We start from the raw sequence: 17,857 nt of genomic DNA, 5'->3' as shown, positions 1-17,857 counted from the left end.
GCGCATCAGTCGAGCACGTTCACCGCCCGCGCGACGATCAGCCCGACGATCACGAACGACGTCACGGCCTGGACCGACATGACCGCCTTGGCCCACGGGGCGAGCGGCATCACGTCGGTGGGGCTGAACGCGGTGGCGTTGGTCAGACCGAGGTAGAGGTAGTCGTGGAACCGCGGGCACCAGCCCTCGGGGCTCACCCCAGGGTTCAGCTGCTGCGGAAAGGCCAGATCGGGCGTACGCGGCATCCGCTCGGCGCGCGCCGCAGCCCCTCCCCCGTCGAGCTCGAAGTAGAGCATGGCGCAGGCGATGACGGTGATCAGCCAGACGCATCCACCCGACCGGAGCAGCTCCCGCGCCGAGTCCGTCTCGGGACCGGCGTCGAGGATGTCGACGACGAGCTGGACCGTGGACCAGACCGCCCCCAGGGACTGCAGGGTGATCAGCGCGACGGAGGTGAGCCGCAGCGCCGTGGTCCGCCGCGAGATCTGCCCGGGGTCGCCCGCGAGCAGCGCCCCGAGCAGGAGCCCCGAGATGCCCGGGAGCACCCACGGCTGTCCCAGCCGCAGGCTCTCGGGAAGCTGGAACGTGAGGCCCATGGAGACCAGGACCGCCGCCGCCATGGGCCACCGCGTCTCGCCGTAGGCCTCCACCCTCTCCCGCGTGGACTTCCCCTTCATCAGTGGTGGAAGCCGGTGCCTTCCTCCGGGCTCAGCGACTCCTTGAGCCCGTGCTTGTCGAGCATCTTCATCGATCGCCGGTAGTCGTCTAGGAGCAGCGACGCCATGTCACGGCTGAAGTCGTGCCGCACCAGGATCCGTTGGATGGCCAGGTCCTCTCGGTCGGGAGGCAGCGTGTACGCGGGCACCTGCCAGCCACGAGTGCGCAGCCTGTCGGCCAGGTCGAACAGGTTGAACCCGTGGTCCACACCCTCCTTGAGCTTCCAGGTGAGGCCCGGAATGCCCCCGTGACCGTCGTAGATCATCTCGAACGGACCCATCTGCGCGATCTCGTCGGCGAGGTAGCGCGCGGTCTCGTAGCCTGCCTCGTGGATCTTGCGGTATCCCTCCCTGCCGAGCCGCAGGAAGTTGTAGTACTGGGCGACGATCTGGCCGCCGGGGCGGGAGAAGTTCAGGGCGAACACCGCCATGTCGCCGCCGAGGTAGTTGACGTGGAAGACCAGGTCGTCGGGGAGCTCCGCGGCGTCGCGCCACACCACCCACCCGACCCCGAGAGGCGCCAGGCCGAACTTGTGCCCGGAGGCGTTGATCGACTTCACGCGCGGCAGCCGGAAGTCCCAGAGCAGGTCCGGCTCGACGAACGGAGCGATGAACCCCCCGCTGGCACCGTCGACGTGCATGGGAACGTCGAGCCCGGTGTCGGCCTTGAGCGTGTCCAGCGCGGCAGCCACGTCTGCGACGGGCTCGTACTGACAGGTGAAGGTGACGCCCAGCGTCGGGACGACCCCGATGGTGTTCTCGTCGACGCGCTTGAGCACCTCCTCCGGGTTCATCAGCAGCCGGTCGCCCTCCATCGGGATCTCCCGGTGCTCCACGTCCCAGTAGCGGGTGAACTTGTGCCAGCAGATCTGCACCGGACCGGTGACCAGGTTGGGCCGGTCGGTCGGCTTGCCCTCGGCCCGGCGACGCTCCCGCCACTTCCACAGCAGGGCCAGCCCGCCGAGCATCGCCGCCTCGCTCGAGCCGGTGGTCGAGCTGCCCATCGTGTCGGCGGAGTCCGGGCCGTTCCAGAGGTCGGCCAGCATGTGCACACAGCGCGCCTCGAGCTCCGCCGTCTGCGGGTACTCGTCCTTGTCGATCATGTTCTTGTCGATCGAGAGCGTCATCAGCTCCTCGATCTCCGGCTCCACCCAGGTCTGGCAGAACGTCGCCAGGTTCTGCCTGGAGTTCCCGTCGAGCATGAGCTCGTCGCGCACCACCTGAAAGGCCTGCCGTGGGAGCTGCTCGTCGTCGGGGAAGCGGTACTTGGGCATCGCCACCGACAAGTCGTTCGAGGCGAAGACATCGTCCGCCAGGGCGTCTCGGACCGAGCGCTTGTTGTGCAGCATTCCTCCGACGCTAGGTGCCTCCCGCTGAGGCGGCATCACTCACAATGAGTGAGGCGCCCATCCAGGTGCCGCGGGATGGTGATCTGGTGAACTACTGGGTCAGCGTCGTCTTCCGGGCCATCCCCCTGGCGATGATGGGCGTCTGCGTCGGGTTCGGCGTCTACGTCTGGAACGCCGGCGACGCGCCGGGCAACTTCGTGGCAGGGCGCGTGGTGACGTTCCTCGGTGCGATCTGCCTGTGCCTGTTCTGCACCGCCGCGACCATCATTCGGCAGCTGATCGGGCGCTTCAACGCCGTCGACCGCGTCCTCTATCCCGCGCTGGGCTACCTGGCGGCGGTCGTCACCTGCGCGTACGGCGTCTACGTCTTCGCCGGCGCCTCCGGGAGCGGCCAGAGCCCGCAGTACGTCGCCGGACACGTGGTCTTCGGACTGGGCCTGATCTGCGGCTGCGTGGCCACCGTCGCCACCGCCTCGACCAAGTTCTCCCTCATCCCCCGCAACTCCGCCAGCCCGCCCACAGGCCTGCCTCCGGCCGAGGCGTTCTCCCGGGGTGCCGTCCTCGCGCTGGCCGCGATCCCGGTGCTGCTGGCGGCGACCGCCTGGGCCTTCGGCCTCGTCAACCTGGCGCTACCCACCTCGCCCAGCAGGTTCACGGTGGGCCACGTGGTGAGCGGTCTCGCGATGATCTGCACCAGCCTGATCGCGCTGGTCTGGAGCATCCTGCGCCAGATCCAGGACGGCTACGGCGAGCGGGACCGCGTCGGCTGGCCCTGGCTCGTCATCGTGATGGGCGCTTTCGCCATGGGCTGGGGGGTGGTGCTGCTGATCCTCGACGAGCAGCCCTACTACCGCACCCCGGGCTTCGTCCTGATCGGCCTGGGGCTGGTCTGCTTCAGCATCCTGAGCAAGGTCGGCCTGCTGGCGCTGGTGTGGCGCCGCACCTTCAGCCTGGCCGACCGGGTGCCGCTGATCCCCGTCGTGACCGCGCTCAGCTGCCTGTTCCTCGCCGCGTTCGTCTTCCAGGCCGCCTTCACCGACTCCAACGTCTTCATCGCCGCGCACGTGCTGGTCGGGCTGGGCGCCATCTGCTTCACGCTCTACTCGATCGTCTCCATCCTGGAGAGCGGCACCTCCTCCTCGAGGTGAGCGTCGTGCCTCGCAGAGAACGCTAGGCTGCCTCGATGGCGCTGCGGATCGTGGCAAACCGGCCGGACCCGGCGATCGTCCGGCTCCCTTGGCACCTGCCCCTGGCCGAGTGGAGCGACGAGTTCGTCGTCCCGCTCCCCCGCGGCCTCTCCCGCCACGTGGTGCGGATCGTGCGGCTCGGCTCGCGCACCTATGCGGTCAAGGAGACCCAGGAGCCGATCGCGTTCCACGAACACCGCACGCTGCGCGACCTGCGCCGCCTCGACCTGCCCACCGTGGCTCCGATGGCGGTGGTGGCCGGACGGACCGGCTCCGACGGCGAGGATCTCCCCGCGGCACTGGTCACCGAGCACCTGCGCTTCTCCCTCCCCTATCGGAGCCTCTTCGCCCACGGGGCGACCGCGGGCCACGTGCCGTCCCTGGTCGACGCCCTGGTGGTCCTGCTCGTCCGGCTCCACCTGGCGGGCTTCTACTGGGGGGACGTCTCGCTCTCCAACGCCCTCTTCCGGCGCAACGCGGGCGAGTACTCGGCCTACCTGGTCGACGCCGAGACCGGGGAGCTGCGCGAGACGGTCAGCGACCGGATGCGCGAGCACGACATCACCGTGGGCTGCGAGAACGTCTTCGCCGAGCTCCTCGACCTGCGGGCCAGCGGAGTGGTCGCCGGCGAGCTGTCGCCGCACCACGTGATCGACCTGCTCCGTGAGCGGTATGCCGCCCTGTGGGCGGAGCTGACCCGGGAGGAGGAGTTCTCCACCGACGAGATGTGGCGGATCGAGCAGCGCATCGAGCACCTCAACGACCTCGGCTTCGACGTCGACGAGCTCGACATCGTCACCGACTACGACGGTGAGCAGGTGCGCATCCAGCCCAAGGTGGTCGAGCTCGGCCACCACGCGCGCGAGCTCGCGTCGCTGACCGGCATGCACGTGGAGGAGAACCAGGCCCGCCGGCTGCTCAACGACCTGGCGGCCTTCACCGCCACCCACGACCTCGGCCGCGAGGACCGCCACCTGGTGGCGAACCGGTGGCTCACGACCGTCTACGACCCGATCGTGGCGATGATCCCCCCGCAAGCGCGGGGCAAGCTCGAGCCCGCGGAGGTGTTCCACGAGATCCTGGAGCACCGGTGGTACCTCTCGGAGCTGGCCGGCCACGAGGTCGACATCTTCGAGACCGCCCGCGACTACATCGACCGGTTCCTCCCGACGAAGCCCGACGAGGCGATCACCGCCTCGTCCGACGCCTGAGGCTACGACCCCAGGTCGAGCCGTGCCAGCACCATGGCCGCGATCCGCGCGGGCGGGTTGGCCACGTCGACCACCATGCCGGCCTCGTCGGGCTGGAGCGGCTCGAGGGTGTCGAGCTGGGACTCCAGCAGGGTGGGGGGCATGAAGTGGGCCCGCGCCGACATCCGCTCGAGCAGCAGCCCCTTGTCGCCGACCATGTGGACGAAGAAGGTGCCCTCGCCGCCCCGGCGCAGCACGTCCCGGTAGGCGCGGCGCAGCGCCGAGCAGCTGAGGATCGTCGGCTGCCCGGCCTCGTCGCGCTCCCGGGTCCAGTCGGCCAGCGACTGCAGCCACCCCCACCGGTCGTCGTCGGTCAACGGGCGGCCGGACTCCATCTTGGCGATGTTCTCCGGCGGGTGGAAGTCGTCTCCCTCGGCCATCTCCCAGCCGAGCTGCTCGGCCACGGCCACGGCCGCGGTGCTCTTGCCCGACCCGGAGACCCCCATGAAGACCAGGTGGAACGGCGGCGCCTCGGAGGTGCTCATCCGACCAGCCACAGCCCGCAGGCCAGCACGAAGATGGAGAGGCCCAGGGTCGTCTCCATCACCGTCCAGGTGCGCAGCGTCGTCTTGACGTCCATCCCGAAGAACCGGCTGACCAGCCAGAAGCCGGAGTCGTTGACGTGGGAGAGCACGGTGGCGCCGGCGGCGATCGCCATCACCAGGGCGACCAGCTGGACCGACGAGGGCCCCTCGGCGGCCACCGCGGCCGAGATGAGCCCGGCGGTGGTGGTCAGCGCCACGGTGGCCGAGCCCTGGGCGACCCGCAGGATCGTGGCGATCACGAAAGCGGAGAAGATGAGCGGCAGGCCGAGGTCCTCCAGCGACTCCGAGAGCGCCGAGCCGATGCCGCTGTAGCGCAGCACGCCGCCGAACATCCCGCCGGCCCCGGTGATGAGGATGATCGCGCAGATCGGCCCGAGAGCGTCGTTGAGGATCGACTCCACGTCGGCCAGCGAACGACCCCGGTTGCCCAGGGTGTAGGTCGCGACGAGCAAGGTGATGAGCAGCGCCACCGGGGTCTGCCCGATGAAGATCAGGGAGTCGACCACGACCCCCTCCTCGTCGAGGGTGCCCGCGGTGCGCAACGTGGTGAGCACGGTGTTGGCGCCGATCAGCACCAGCGGCAGCAGCAGGATGGCCAGCACGTGCGCGAAGGAAGGGGCGCGTCGCTCGGGCGTCGCGTCCTCCTCGCGATCCCCGGCCCCTCCCCCGCTCCGGTGACCCGTGAGCACGCTGTCGTCGATCGGCACCATCACCTTCCCGGCGTAGGCGATCGTGAAGAGGTGGACGCCGACGTACCAGGCGACGACCGCGACCGGCACACCGATCAGGGTGGTGAGGCCGATGCTGGCTCCGAGCTCGGTGGCCGCGGTGACCGGCCCCGGGTGGGGTGGGACGATCGCGTGCATCGCCGCGAAGCCGCCGGCCGCCGGCAGCGCGTAGAGCAGGACCGAGCCGCCGAACCTGGTGGCGACCGAGAAGATGATCGGCAGGAAGACGACCAGACCGGCGTCGAAGAAGATCGGCAGGCCGAAGAGGAGGGCGGCGACACCGAGGGCGAACGGCGCCCGCTTCTCGCCGAACCGGTTGATCAGGGTGTCGGCCAGCACCTGGGCGCCTCCGGTGATCTCCAGGAGCCGTCCGATCATCGCGCCCAGCCCCACCAGGAGGGCGACCGTGCCCAGGGTGGAGCCGAAGGCCCCGACCGCGACGCCCGCCACGTCCGCCAGCGGTACGCCGGCCGCGATCGCGGTCCCGAAGCTGACCAGCACCAGCGCGATGAACGCGTGCATGCGCAGCCCGATGATGAGCACCAGCAGGACCGCGATGCCCGCTGCGGCGACCAAGAGCAGCGTGCCGGATCCGTAGACCGGTTCCATGGGGTCCATCAGACCTCCCTCCGAATGACGTGAGTCACACCGTAGCGTCCGGGACCGACGCTCCGTCTCGACCCGCAGGGTGGGAGGCTCTTCGCCGTGAAGAAGTCCGAACCGTTCCTGTTCCGCCTCGGCCGTGGCACCGCCCGTCACTCGCTCGCGCTGGTGATCACCTGGACCCTGCTCGTCGTCCTGGGCTTCGTCACCAGTCTCGGCCTCCTGGGCGGGAGCTCGCTCTTCGACCGCCTCGAGACCGGCGACATCGTCGCTCCCGGTCAGGCCCAGACGGCGCGCGACCTGATCACCGCCACCGACGAGGGCGCCCTCAACGTCACCGCCCGGGTCGACGGCGTCGACCTCACGGACCCGGGACTGACCCGCGACGTGACCGAGCTCGTGCAGCGGCTCGAGGAGGTCGAGGGCGTCGGCGAGGCCACCTCCCCGATGACCACCCCGGGGTGGCCCCGCTCCCCGGACTCCTACGGCCTGGTGCAGGGGAACGACCCCGCCAGCGGCTCGTTCCTGGTGGTGGTCGAGGTGGGCAGCGAGATCGGCGGCGCCGTCCAGGACGAGGTCGTCGAGGTGCTGAGGACCGACGGGGAACGGCTGCTCGGCTCCCACGGCGCCGAGGTCTCGGTGGGTGGCACCGGTCTGCTCGTCGACGACGTCGTCGACCAGATCAAGTCAGACCTGACCCGCGGCGAGGGGATCGCACTGCCCCTCTCCCTGTTGCTCATGGTCTTCGTCTTCGGCGGCTTCATCGCCGCCGGGCTCCCGATCGCCGGGGCGATCGCGTCGATCTCCGGAGCCCTGGCCATCCTCTTCGGCTTCTCCTACCTGATCGACCTCGACGCCACGGTGGTCAACATCGTGACGGTGATGGGCCTGGCGCTCTGCATCGACTACGGGCTGCTGCTGGTGAGCCGCTTCCGCGAGGAGCTGGGGCACCTCCTGGGTGCCGACCGGACGGTCCCGCCCACCCGCGCGCAGGTGGAGGACGCGGTGGGCGCCGCCGTGGCCACCGCCGGGCGCACGGTGCTCTTCTCCGCCCTGATCGTCGGCATCTCCCTGTCGGGGCTGATGCTCTTCGAGGCCCCGGTGATGCGCGCGATCGGCGCCGCCGGGGTCGCCGTGGTGGTGGTCGCGCTGGTGGTGGCGCTCACCCTGGTGCCCGCCCTCTGCTCCTGGGGCGCCGCCCGGCTGGTGCGGCGGCGGGGCGCGGAGGCCGCACCCGAGGACGGGGTCTTCAGCCGCCTGGCCCGGCTCGTGCAGCGGTGGCCGGTACTGACCACGGCGGTGAGCGTCACGGTGCTGCTCCTGCTCGCGCTCCCCGCGCTCGACCTGCGGCTGACCGCCTCGGGCGTCGAGCTGCTGCCCACGGACGCCGAGCAGCGGGTCTTCATCGAGGACCTGGAGCGCGACTACCCGGTCCTGGCCAGCCCGACCGTGACCCTGGTCGCCCAGGCGAGCCCCGAGGAGGCCGCGGCCCTGGCTGCCGACCTGGAGGATCTGGACCAGGTCACCGCCGTCGACGCGCCACGCGTCCTCGGTCCTCTGCCCGAGGGGGTCGAGGCGGACGGCGCCGTCCCGGGCGGGCCTGAGCTGGTCTCTATCGGGGTGCACACCGACGGCGGCGCGATGGGCCAGGCGGCGCGCGACGTCGCCGCCGAGCTCCGCGACGCCGACTTCCCCGTCCCCACCTGGGCGGCGGGTCAGGCCGCGTCGCTGCAGGACTTCACCGAGTCGGTCTACGACCGGGCCCCGTGGGCAGCGCTGTGGATCGCCGGGGCGACGTTCCTGCTCCTCTTCCTGCTCACCGGCAGCGTGGTGATCCCGGTCAAGGCGCTGCTGCTCAACGTCGTGTCGCTGGGGGCGAGCCTGGGGATCCTGGTCTGGGCCTTCCAGGACGGCGCGCTGGAGTCGGTGCTGGGCTTCGAGTCGGCCGGCGGCATCGAGTCGGTGATCCCCCTGCTGGTGCTCGCCTTCGGGTTCGGGCTCTCGATGGACTACGAGGTCTTCCTGCTGGCGCGCGTCATCGAGCTGCACGAGCAGGGCCAGGACGACGACACCGCCGTGCGGGTCGGACTCCAGCGGTCGGGCCGCATCATCACCTCCGCGGCGGCGATCATGGTGATCGTCTTCTCCGGCTTCGCGGCCGGCGAGATGCTGGTGATCAAGCAGACGGGCTTCGCCCTCGCGGTCGCGGTGCTGATCGACGCGACGATCGTCCGGATGATCATCGTGCCCGCCACGATGACGATGCTCGGTCGGTGGAACTGGTGGGCCCCGCGGTGGATGAAGCGGTTCCACGCCCGGTACGGCGTGAGCGAGCACTCCTCCCCCGTGCGGGCCGGGTGAGACCGGCTCAGTCGATGATCCGGAGCCTCTCGAGCAGGAAGAGGAAGGCGACCGCGAAGTCGTTGTCGTCGGTCTCCTTGCGCACCACGTCCCACTCGACCTGCTCGCGGAGCGCCCGTGCCACCGGCAGCAGGCGGCCGAAGTCGCAGTACCGCTCGTCCATGGCGTGCAGCTTGTGGATCATCAGGCGGGTCGCGGAGAGCACCGGCATCACCACCGAGATCACCTCGATCTCGTCGGCGTCCGCCAGCATCGCCCGCTCGGCGGGGATCGTGGCGTCCCGGAAGATGACGTCGACCATCACGTCGTCGGTGAAGACCTTGAAGAGCCAGTCCTCGGGCGGCTGCACCACCTGGAGTCCCTGCTCGGCCAGCGCGGTCGCGGCGGCGGGCGCGTCGGCCTCGGCCACCAGGAAGTCCACGTCGTGGCTCGGCTCGGGGCCGCCTCGCGCCCACACCGCATAGCCTCCGGCCAGCGCGAACGGCAGGCCGCTCTCCTTCAGGGCCACGGCGACGCGCTTGAGCGCCTCGCGCAGGTCGGCCTTCTCCTCGTCGACGATCACGGCGCCACGGTACCCATCTGGGCGATTGGCCAACGTGCTGACCGGGCACAGGCCCGCCATGCGTCTCGCCACCTTCAACATCCTCCACGGCCGCTCGCCGGAGGACGACCAGGTGGACCTGGACCGCTTCACCGCGGCGATCGCCAGCCTGGACGCCGACGTGCTGGCCCTGCAGGAGGTCGACCGCAACCAGGCGCGCTCGGCGGGAGCCGACCTGACCGCCCTGGCGGCCGAGGCGATGGGGGCCAAGGAGCACCTCTTCGTCGCGGCGCTGCACGGCAGCCCGGGGGTGTGGATGGCGGCCGACGGAGACCTGGCCCCTGACGCGGCGGCGTACGGCGTGGCGCTGCTCTCCCGGCACCCCGTCTCGGCGTGGGAGTCGGTCCGGCTGGCCCCGGTGCCGGTGCGGGTGCCGATGCGCTTCGACGGCAGTCGCCGCCCCGAGCTGGTGCGCGACGAGACCCGGGTGGCGGTGGTGGCCACCGTCGAGGCGCCGGAGGGCCCGCTGACCGTCGCCAACACCCACCTGACCTTCATCGACTGGTGGCAGCGACGCCAGCTGCGCACCCTGCGGGCGGCCCTCTCGGGACGGCGGGGACCGGTGCTGGTGCTGGGCGACCTCAACATGGGGGCCGAGCGGGCGCAGCGCCTCACGGGACTGCGCTCCCTGGTCACGGCCGGCACCTTCCCCGCGGAGCACCCGGTGGAGCAGCTCGACCACATCCTCGGGAGCCCGGACCTGGCGGCGCGGGCGCGCTCGGGCGGGTCGACCCGGCTCCCGCTCTCGGACCACCGCGCTCTCTGTGTCGACCTAGGGTGAGTCAGGCAGGCTTGTCCCATGGAGCAGCGGCACGGGACCGGCGAGGGTCGCCAGGGCAGCGCCCTCCTGGGCGGCCTCCTCGTGGTCGCGGTGCTGCTCGGGGGCGTCTTCGTGCTGCACCCGGGCGCCGAGTACGACGACCTGCGCCGGCTCTTCGGGGTGGGGCCGGACAGGCTGAGCGCACCGCTGCCGGTGCGCGAGGGGTCGGGCACCTACAAGTTCCTGCACACCCAGCGCGGGTCCGACGAGCCGGTCTCCTACAGCCCGTGCCGGCCGGTGCGCTACACCGTGAACCCGCAGGGCGCACCCCGTGACCACATGGAGCTGGTGGAGGGGTCGGTGGAGCGCATCGAGCAGGCCACCGGGCTGGTCTTCGAGTACGTCGGGGAGACCGCCTCGCGCAACTTCCTGGCGCGCGCCCTCGACCGCAGCGACCCGGTCCTGATCGGGTGGGCCGCTCCCGACGAGCTCCCCGACCTCGCCGGCGACGTCGCCGGGGTGGCGGGCAGCACCGTGGTCTCCCGGGGCTCGGGACGGCGCGAGTTCGTGACCGGCATGGTCGCGCTGGACCGCGACACCTTCGCCGAGCTGATGGGCTCCCCGTCGGGCCGGGCCCACGCGGCGGCGATCCTGGACCACGAGCTCGGCCACCTGGTCGGTCTGGACCACGTCGACGACGACGGCGAGCTGATGCACCCGCGCGGGGCTTCGCAAGGACGGTTCGGCCCCGGCGACCTCGAGGGACTCGCGCGCCTGGGGAACGTCCCCTGCTGAGAAATTGGAGGACCCCGCTGATGTCTCGGGTCACCAGCGGGGTCTGAGAAGAGATTAGGTCGTTCCAGGGCCCTTACGCACGCATTCCTGCAGCAAAGTGACGCGAATCTCACCGGTGACGACCCGGCTCCCGGAGTCGAGGAGCTGCGCTCCCGAGGAGTCTCGCACCACCACCCGCAACCGGTCCGGCTGTCGCCGGCCGCCGTCCACCACGGTGATCTCGTAGGAGCCCGATCGGCCGTTCACCGTGGCCGAGCCGGCCCACCGCGCCTCCCCCTCGGAGAGCGAGAGCCGGTCGATGTCGGCGCTGACGAGCCGCACCGCTCGGTTCGCGAAGGTCACGACCCCCGTCGCCCTGCCGCCACGGGCGTGGACGCCCAGCGCGAAGACGCCCTTGCCGCTGCCGGTGGTGACGAAGCCGCCGCCGAGGACCGCACCGTCCTGGACCGCCCCGGTCAGGTCGAGACCCACCAGGACCGGGTCGTGGTCGGAGTTGCGGAACTCGTCGGGGGCGAAGAGGGAGTCCACCTGGCCCGCGGTCTTGAAGTCGGTGTTGTAGTCCAGGACGCTCGGCTCGTCCGCGTTGACGTGCCACGGTGCGGCTCCGGTCACCTGCGGCGCGAGGGTCTGCGAACCGAGGGCGTGGTCCAGGGACCCCCACTGACCGTCGAAGACGTAGCTGTACTCCGCCTCGCCCCGGTCACGGGCCACCAGGTCGGAGAAGCCGGCCTGCTCCAGGACCCGGACCGGGTCCTCCTGGGCGTAGGCGTTGAGGTCGCCGAGGATCAGGGTGTCGGTGTCGCCCGTGCCCGTCGGGTCGGCGGCCAGCCACTCCCCCAGCTCGGCGGCGGCCACCCGACGGACCTCGTTGCAGTTGCCCTGCCCGTCGCCCGCGTCGGGCACCGCGCAGGCACTGCCCTTGCTCTTGAGGTGGTTGACCACGGCGGTGAAGACGCCGCCGGTGGCGTTCTCGCGGAAGGACTGGGCCAGGGCCGGGCGGTTGTGTGCGCGGCCGGCCTCGCCGCCGGAGACGAAGCTGTCGGTGTTGAGGGCAGCGGTGGTGCCGACCGGCGTGACGGCAGCCGGCTGGTAGAGCATGCCGACCTTGATCGCGTCGGTGCCGAGCGCGTCGACCTCTCCGGTGCCGGCGTCCGCGTCGACGAAGGCCCAGGTGCCGGCGCCCTCGACCGCGTCGAGTCGCTCGACCAGGTCGGCGAGCGCACTCTCGGGGCCGTAGCCGTCGTTCTCGATCTCCACCACGGCCACGACCTCGGCACCCATCCGGGTGATCGCCTCGACGGTCTTCGCCGCCTGGCGCTCGAGCTCGACGGCGTCGCCGGCCCCGCGGCAGTCGGTCGGGCCCCCGGCGACGCCGAGGGTGCAGCCGGTGAAGGTGTTGAAGTAGTTGAGGACGTTCATGCCCGCGACCTGGAGGCTGCCGCCCACCTGGGGCGGACCGCTCGGCCGCGGGGCGGAGGCCTCGAAACGGGCCTGCCCGCCCAGCGCGTCGAGCGGTCGGAGCCGGTAGGCGTCGGGGCTGGCGGCGTTGCCGCCCCAGGTGTAGGTCATCACCCCAACGGCCCCGGTGACGGTGTCGCCACCGCGCAGAGTGTTGTCGGCGGAGAGCGGGCGCCCCTCGCGCCCCCAGACGATCGGGTCGGAGTTCTGGGCCTGGGTGGAGTCGTCGATGATCAGGCGCCGCCGGTCGTTGGCCTGCTGGAGCTGTTGGGCCTCGGCGCCCGGCGCCGCCACGTCGGTGGGCTGGAGGAGCCGCCCCCCGGAGGAGACGACCACCTGGCCGAAGCGACCGAGCTGGAAGTGCTCGGTGACCGTCATGGTCTGCGGCACGCTCACCAGCATCCCCTCGACGCGCTCGAGGTCCGCCGGGTCGGCCGGGAAGCTGATCCTGGTGGGCGCCACCGTCTGCCCCGAGGCGCAGACCTCCACCGAGGTCGTCCGGGAGATCTGGGTCTGGCCCTGGAACTCCTCCGCGGTGCCGACCACGCGCACCCGGTCGCCCAGCGCGACGTCGTCGTCGGTGCCGTTGAAGACGAAGATCCCGTCGGAGGTGGCGTCGTCCCCGTCGCCGTCGGCGTCCTGCAGGTAGAAACCGCGCAGCCTGGGCGACGCGCCCTCGTGGTCGCCCACCACGACGCCCTCGGTGGCCACCACGCCGGTGACCGCCGCGGACGGACCGCTGCCCTGGATGGCACCGATCCGGGTCGAGGCGTCACCGCAGACCACGGACGGACCCTCGCCGGGGGGCGGCTCCTCGCCGCCGCCGAGGTAGGAGCCGAGGCCGTCGAAGGTGTCGGTGGCGAAGCCCTCCCACTCGGTCGCCGGGTCGAACGGGTCCGTCGGGTCGGTGTCGCCTGCGGTGACAGCCTCCCGGCGACGCAGCGTGTTGTCGGCGGTGGAGGTCGGGCCACTGCCCCACTCGGCGCCCGGATCGACGCCTACCTGGCCGATCGAGTCGACCACGGTGCCGCCCCGGCGCAGGGTCAGCGCGTCGTCGCCGTTGAAGAAGCCCGAGCCGCTGGTCTGGTCGGCGACCACCAGCACCTCGGGCCCGGCACCGGAGTGGGCGAGCACGAAGACGTCGCCGGGGGCGACCGTGCCGCTCAGCGGGACCGTGAGGCTGGCGGCGCTCCCCCCGTTGAAGAACATCTGCACGCTGTAACCGCCCGCGGCGAGGTCGACCGGGGAGCCGGTGCCGTTGTAGATCTCCACGGCCTTGTTGTTGGAGGAGCCCTCGACGTACTCGGAGAGGAAGAGCTCGGTCGCCGGAGCCGCCTGCGCGGCGCCGGCCAAGGGCACCAGCGACGCGACCAGGACGGCCGCAGCCGCGCAGGAGATCGGACGAGAGTGGAACGAACGCATGACAGCCCTCCAGGACCCCGAAGTCGATGGTGCTGCGCCTGAGAGTAGGCGTCGCCCCCGACAGAAGGGAACACTCACCAGCGGTTGCGCACGTCCTCCGCCCACCCCACGAGGTCGGCGACCCGCACCCACGTCCCGGTGTCGTCGCGGACGCGGCCCTCCCAGTGCCCGAAGCACTGGTGGGTGCGGGAGGCGAAGACCATCAGGTCGATGACCGAGCGCTTGAGGTGGAAGGGGGTGAACGTCAGCTCCACGTCCTCACCCAGCACCCGCCAGGGCGCCATCCAGTCGTCGCGGTCGTACTCCCAGACCAGCTCCTCACTGATCTTGCTCAGCCGGCCGTCGACGTGGAGGGCGTTCTCGACCGTGCCCGTGCCGTCGGTCCAGCGGCCGCCCACCTGCACGCCGACGACGCGACCGTCGGTGCGACCCGATCCGGCGCCCCAGTTCCACCGCACCGCGTAGGGCCAGCGGCCGCGACCGTGGTCGAGGGTCGCCCACGACTCCCCCTCCGGCACCTCGGCCTCGACGCCGTCGAGCCAGATGCTCCCGGTCGCCGGCCGGGCGACGTCCTTGACCGTGTACTGGAAGAGCCGCTCGCTCCACGGCACCACGACGCCGAGACTCTCGTGGCCTGCGGGGCGTCGAGCGACCACGTCGACCCGCACCCGCGGCCCGGAGGCACGCAGTCGGGTGCCGCCCGGGACCTCGTCGATCTCGATGCGCACCTTCCGGGTCCGGGTGCGCACCGGGCCTGCGCTCAGCGTCCCGGGAAGGGCGACACTGCGGCCGAAGAGGCCGATGGCGTCGTGCGCGACCGTCTCTCCCGTCGCCCGGTCCAGCAGCCAGATGCCGTGCACCGCCGCGTAGTCGAGCGCAGAGGTGACCAGGGCGACCACGTGGGTGGGCGTGGTCACCGCCCAGTACTCCCACCTCTTGTTGCGGCCCAGGCCGAAGCGACCGCGTCCGATGCCGTCGGTGGTGACCAGCGGGGTGCGGGTCCAGCCGACGGCGTCGCGGTTGAGCCGGCCGTCGGGCAGCGTCAGCGCGACCGGCTCGGTGAGCTCGCGCTCGACCACCGGCCTCCCCGTCACGAGGCGGCGTCCCCGTCCGGCTGGAGCCGGCGCACGTAGAGGGTCCGCTCCTGGCGGGCGACGATGCTGCCGTCCTCGGCGACCAGGTCGACGGGGAAGACGCGCAGCAGCCGCTTCCCGTCGGCGGTCTCCTCCCGCAGGCGGGCGACCTCGCTGGCGGGCATCTCCACCCGCGCGGTCACCGGACCGGTGCCGGGGCGCAGGAAATCGATCTCGACGACCTTGTCCCAGACCGCGTAGCCGGGGCCCAGCTGCTGGGCGGCGAGGATCACCACGAAGGGGTCGATCATCGAGAAGAGGGTGCCGCCGAAGGCGGTGCCGAAGAAGTTGGCGTTCTCCGGCGCCAGGTCCATCCGGACCAGCGCGTGGGTCCAGTCGGGGGCGATCTCCTCGACGGTGATCCGCTGGGCGGCGAACGGCGGCCACGTGTTGAGGTGCTCGCGGAGCTGGTCGGGGGTCAGGGCTCGGGGGTCGCTCACCCGGGCGATACTGCCATCAGGCGCCTGAGCGGAAATAGGAAGACCCCGCTGGCGTCTCGGGTCACCAGCGGGGTCTGAGGTAGAGCATGCCGCGAGCAGCGCGGGTCGCGCAGCAGAATGGCGAAAGAACTCCGGAATTTTTTTCTGGAGCGACCCGGCTACATCGCCCGGGCGAGGCTCCGGCGGAGCGACCAGGCACCCAGCGCCAGCAGCACCAGGGCCATCGCGGCGAGCACCCCGAGCTGGGGCAGCACGTCGGTCAGGCCGCCCCCGCGCCGCTGGATCTCGGCGAACGCCTCGTAGGCCCAGGCGTGCGGGGTGAGGTTGGCGACCGTGCGGATCGTGTCGGGGAAGAGCTCCAGCGGGAGCATCGACCCGCCGAGGGCGGCCAGCACCAGACCGAGTCCGACGCCGGCGCCACCGGCGGCACCCTCGTTCTGCAGCAGGGTGCCGAGCAGGATCGCGGCGCCGGCGGCGACGAGGCTGAAGACCGCCAGCACCAGCAGCGAGAGCGCCAGGTTGCCCCAGCTGACGCCGAAGAGGAGCGAGGTGGCCAGCATGATGTAGGCGCCCTGGAAGAGGCCGATCGCCCAGCGGCCGAGGGTCTCGCCGGCGATCAGCTCGACGGTGGAGACCGGGCCCGAGAGCATCCGCGCGATGACCCCCAGCCGCCGCGCCTGGATGAGCGTCGCCGAGCCGGCCAGGCAGGCGAGGAAGACGAAGAGCAGCAGCTGGCCCGAGGCGCCGAGGTCGAACTGACCGAGCCCGGCGAACTGCTCGCTGAGCTCGTCGACGCTGGTCACCTGCAGGCTCGGGGACTCGACCTGCGCCCGGGCGTCGGCCAGGGCCGCCTCGGCCCGGTCGGCCGGGATCCCCCGGTCGGCGAGGGCGGCCAGCTGGCCCTGGCCGGCGCGCAGGACACCCACCGCGTCGCGCACCTGCTGCTCCACCACCTGGGCGTTGGCCGAGGAGCCGCGCACCACCTCCAGCACGACGGGCTCGCCGGCCTGGTAGTCGGCGTCGGCCTCCGCGTCCGCCCGGACCGCGACGTCGATCCGGCCCCGAGCCAGCTGCTCCAGCGCATTGTCCCACTCCTGGTCGCTGACGACGACGTCCTCGTCCTCCAGCTGGTCGGCGAGCTGCGCCTTGAGCACGCTGCCGCTGCCGCTGACCGCCACCCGGCCGGCATTGGCGGAGTCCCCGAACTGCGCGCCGATCATCAGCACCAGCAGCAGCGGGAAGACGAAGACGAAGAAGATGTTGGAGCGGTCGCGGAGGAAGAGCCGCAGCTCGAGGCCGGCGACGGTGAGTGCGTTCCTCATGCCCGCCCCCTCACGAGAGCGCTCCCCGGTCGGGGACGAGCCGCGAGAGCAGCCACATGGTCGCGGCGAAGCCGAGCATGATGGCGATCGGGACGCCGAGATCGCCCACGCCGCCTCCGGCCGCGGTGATCCCGAGCCCCCGCAGCAGGGCGGCGACGGGGTTGAGGTCCAGGACGTCGGCGAGGCTGCCGGCGGCGCTGATCGGGAAGAAGGCCCCGCCTCCGATCCCCAGGACCACCGCCACGATGGAGGTGGCGATGCTCGCCTGCTCGCTGGTGCGGGCCACCCGGGCGATCAGGAACATCACCGACGTGGCGGCCGCCACGACGCAGAGGACCAGCAGGCCGACGGCCAGGGGCGACCCGAAGTCGGCGTCGAAGAAGAAGCTCCCCACGGCGAGCAGCACGCTGGTGGAGACGACCCCCAGGACGAAGCTGACCAGGGCCTTGGAGGAGACGATCAGCCACGCCGGGATCGGCATCGAGCGGAGCCGGGCCAGGGTTCCGGTCTCCCGGTCCACCAGGAGCGAGGTGACCCCGAAGCTGACGGTGAAGAGCAGGAAGAGCCCGGCCTGCCCGGCGACCAGTGCGGCGCCGGCGCCGAGCTGCTCGTCCGAGGCCTCCCCCTGGCGCAGTTCGTAGGCCGGACCGGCCGTGGTGGCCTCCTCGGCCAGGGCGCCCAGCTGCTGCGGCGGGACGCCCGCCGCCATCCCGGCACGCGCGGTCTCGGCTCCGGCACCGAACTGGTCGAGCACCCCGGTGACGACCGACAGCACCACGTCGGCCTCGAGCCCCGCCTCGTCGCCGCGGACGGCGTCGACGGTGACCGGCTCTCCCGCCTGCGCGGCGGCGCCGAACCCGTCGGGGACGAGCAGGGCGAGGGCGGCGTCGCCGTCCTCGACCTGCCGGCGGGCGGAACCCTCGTCGGTCTCGGTGACCGTGACCCCGAGGCCGTCCTCTCCGTCGAGACCGGCGAGCACGTCGACCAGCGCGGCAGCCATCTGGTCGCCCGCCGGCGCGGTGACGGCGACCGTGATCGGCTCGAGCTCGAGGTCGTCGGTGCTGCCGAAGACCAGGTTGAAGACGAACATCAGCGCCAGCGGCACCACGAAGGCGAAGATCAGGACCGACCGGTCCCGGATCCGCATGCGCAGGTCACTGGCGGTCAGGGCGAGGAGCTGGCGCACC

The 17,857-nt window shown here is 71.7% G+C and carries 15 protein-coding genes; 5 read left to right on the top strand and 10 right to left on the bottom strand.

Going from position 1 to position 17,857, the window contains the following annotated elements; genetic code table 11:
- Positions 1 to 5 precede the first annotated feature (5 nt).
- Positions 6 to 677: a hypothetical protein gene (locus tag AC3X7R_RS05740; RefSeq protein ID WP_489964614.1), complete on the bottom strand. Its 672-nt coding sequence runs from the start codon at positions 675 to 677 to the stop codon at positions 6 to 8.
- A complete protein-coding gene (gene gad, locus AC3X7R_RS05735) occupies positions 677 to 2,065 on the bottom strand; it encodes a glutamate decarboxylase (RefSeq protein ID WP_489964613.1) in 1,389 nt (462 codons plus the stop codon). The genes AC3X7R_RS05740 and gad overlap by 1 nt, the downstream gene beginning before the upstream one ends.
- Before the next feature lie 86 nt (positions 2,066 to 2,151).
- Between gad and AC3X7R_RS05730 the strand changes: the two genes are divergently transcribed.
- On the top strand, positions 2,152 to 3,213 hold the full coding sequence (locus AC3X7R_RS05730) for a DUF2776 family protein (protein WP_489964612.1): 1,062 nt from the start codon (positions 2,152 to 2,154) through the stop codon (positions 3,211 to 3,213).
- 35 nt (positions 3,214 to 3,248) lie between these two features.
- Entirely contained in the window at positions 3,249 to 4,463 is a 1,215-nt protein-coding gene (locus tag AC3X7R_RS05725; protein WP_489964611.1) for a DUF4032 domain-containing protein, read from the top strand.
- 2 nt (positions 4,464 to 4,465) lie between these two features.
- On the opposite strand, the gene AC3X7R_RS05720 is transcribed toward AC3X7R_RS05725, so the two are convergent.
- Both AC3X7R_RS05720 and AC3X7R_RS05715 read right to left on the bottom strand, forming a co-directional pair.
- Complete coding sequence (locus AC3X7R_RS05720; protein WP_489964610.1) at positions 4,466 to 4,987, bottom strand: gluconokinase; 522 nt, start codon at positions 4,985 to 4,987, stop codon at positions 4,466 to 4,468.
- Positions 4,984 to 6,393 carry a GntP family permease gene (locus tag AC3X7R_RS05715; RefSeq protein ID WP_489964609.1) on the bottom strand — a complete coding sequence of 470 codons (1,410 nt, stop codon included), beginning with the start codon at positions 6,391 to 6,393 and terminating at the stop codon, positions 4,984 to 4,986. The genes AC3X7R_RS05720 and AC3X7R_RS05715 overlap by 4 nt, the downstream gene beginning before the upstream one ends.
- A gap of 87 nt (positions 6,394 to 6,480) precedes the next feature.
- Between AC3X7R_RS05715 and AC3X7R_RS05710 the strand changes: the two genes are divergently transcribed.
- Complete coding sequence (locus AC3X7R_RS05710; RefSeq protein ID WP_489964608.1) at positions 6,481 to 8,739, top strand: MMPL family transporter; 2,259 nt, start codon at positions 6,481 to 6,483, stop codon at positions 8,737 to 8,739.
- Positions 8,740 to 8,746: 7 nt separating this feature from the next.
- Here AC3X7R_RS05710 and AC3X7R_RS05705 read toward each other — a convergent pair whose 3' ends face one another.
- Positions 8,747 to 9,301: a hypothetical protein gene (locus AC3X7R_RS05705; RefSeq protein ID WP_489964607.1), complete on the bottom strand. Its 555-nt coding sequence runs from the start codon at positions 9,299 to 9,301 to the stop codon at positions 8,747 to 8,749.
- Between the two features lie 58 nt (positions 9,302 to 9,359).
- Here AC3X7R_RS05705 and AC3X7R_RS05700 point away from each other — a divergent pair, with 58 nt between their 5' ends.
- Together AC3X7R_RS05700 and AC3X7R_RS05695 are read left to right on the top strand one after the other, a co-directional pair.
- A complete protein-coding gene (locus tag AC3X7R_RS05700) occupies positions 9,360 to 10,121 on the top strand; it encodes an endonuclease/exonuclease/phosphatase family protein (RefSeq protein WP_489964606.1) in 762 nt (253 codons plus the stop codon).
- A gap of 18 nt (positions 10,122 to 10,139) precedes the next feature.
- Entirely contained in the window at positions 10,140 to 10,895 is a 756-nt protein-coding gene (locus tag AC3X7R_RS05695; RefSeq protein ID WP_489964605.1) for a zinc metalloprotease, read from the top strand.
- 54 nt (positions 10,896 to 10,949) lie between these two features.
- On the opposite strand, the gene AC3X7R_RS05690 is transcribed toward AC3X7R_RS05695, so the two are convergent.
- The 5 genes from AC3X7R_RS05690 to AC3X7R_RS05670 form a co-directional block, all read right to left on the bottom strand.
- Complete coding sequence (locus AC3X7R_RS05690; protein WP_489964604.1) at positions 10,950 to 13,775, bottom strand: ExeM/NucH family extracellular endonuclease; 2,826 nt, start codon at positions 13,773 to 13,775, stop codon at positions 10,950 to 10,952.
- Between the two features lie 74 nt (positions 13,776 to 13,849).
- Positions 13,850 to 14,854 carry a DUF2804 domain-containing protein gene (locus AC3X7R_RS05685; RefSeq protein ID WP_489964603.1) on the bottom strand — a complete coding sequence of 335 codons (1,005 nt, stop codon included), beginning with the start codon at positions 14,852 to 14,854 and terminating at the stop codon, positions 13,850 to 13,852.
- A gap of 11 nt (positions 14,855 to 14,865) precedes the next feature.
- On the bottom strand, positions 14,866 to 15,348 hold the full coding sequence (locus AC3X7R_RS05680; protein WP_489964602.1) for a DUF4442 domain-containing protein: 483 nt from the start codon (positions 15,346 to 15,348) through the stop codon (positions 14,866 to 14,868).
- 158 nt (positions 15,349 to 15,506) lie between these two features.
- Positions 15,507 to 16,670 carry an ABC transporter permease gene (locus AC3X7R_RS05675; RefSeq protein ID WP_489964601.1) on the bottom strand — a complete coding sequence of 388 codons (1,164 nt, stop codon included), beginning with the start codon at positions 16,668 to 16,670 and terminating at the stop codon, positions 15,507 to 15,509.
- Positions 16,671 to 16,680: 10 nt separating this feature from the next.
- On the bottom strand, positions 16,681 to 17,856 hold the full coding sequence (locus tag AC3X7R_RS05670) for an ABC transporter permease (protein WP_489964600.1): 1,176 nt from the start codon (positions 17,854 to 17,856) through the stop codon (positions 16,681 to 16,683).
- Position 17,857: the final 1 nt, after the last annotated feature.

The organism is Nocardioides sp. Z22_16 (assembly GCF_058134365.1).
This window is presented reverse-complemented; position numbering and strand designations above follow the sequence as displayed.

Bases quoted from the DNA above. Each gene is read 5' to 3' on its own strand.
- AC3X7R_RS05695 (WP_489964605.1), top strand. From the start codon at position 10,140: ATGGAGCAGCGGCACGGGACCGGCGAGGGTCGCCAGGGCAGCGCCCTC.
- AC3X7R_RS05725 (WP_489964611.1), top strand. From the start codon at position 3,249: ATGGCGCTGCGGATCGTGGCAAACCGGCCGGACCCGGCGATCGTCCGG.
- AC3X7R_RS05675 (WP_489964601.1), bottom strand. From the start codon at position 16,670: ATGAGGAACGCACTCACCGTCGCCGGCCTCGAGCTGCGGCTCTTCCTC.
- AC3X7R_RS05740 (WP_489964614.1), bottom strand. From the start codon at position 677: ATGAAGGGGAAGTCCACGCGGGAGAGGGTGGAGGCCTACGGCGAGACG.
- gad (WP_489964613.1), bottom strand. From the start codon at position 2,065: ATGCTGCACAACAAGCGCTCGGTCCGAGACGCCCTGGCGGACGATGTC.
- AC3X7R_RS05715 (WP_489964609.1), bottom strand. From the start codon at position 6,393: ATGGACCCCATGGAACCGGTCTACGGATCCGGCACGCTGCTCTTGGTC.
- AC3X7R_RS05720 (WP_489964610.1), bottom strand. From the start codon at position 4,987: ATGAGCACCTCCGAGGCGCCGCCGTTCCACCTGGTCTTCATGGGGGTC.
- AC3X7R_RS05690 (WP_489964604.1), bottom strand. From the start codon at position 13,775: ATGCGTTCGTTCCACTCTCGTCCGATCTCCTGCGCGGCTGCGGCCGTC.
- AC3X7R_RS05700 (WP_489964606.1), top strand. From the start codon at position 9,360: ATGCGTCTCGCCACCTTCAACATCCTCCACGGCCGCTCGCCGGAGGAC.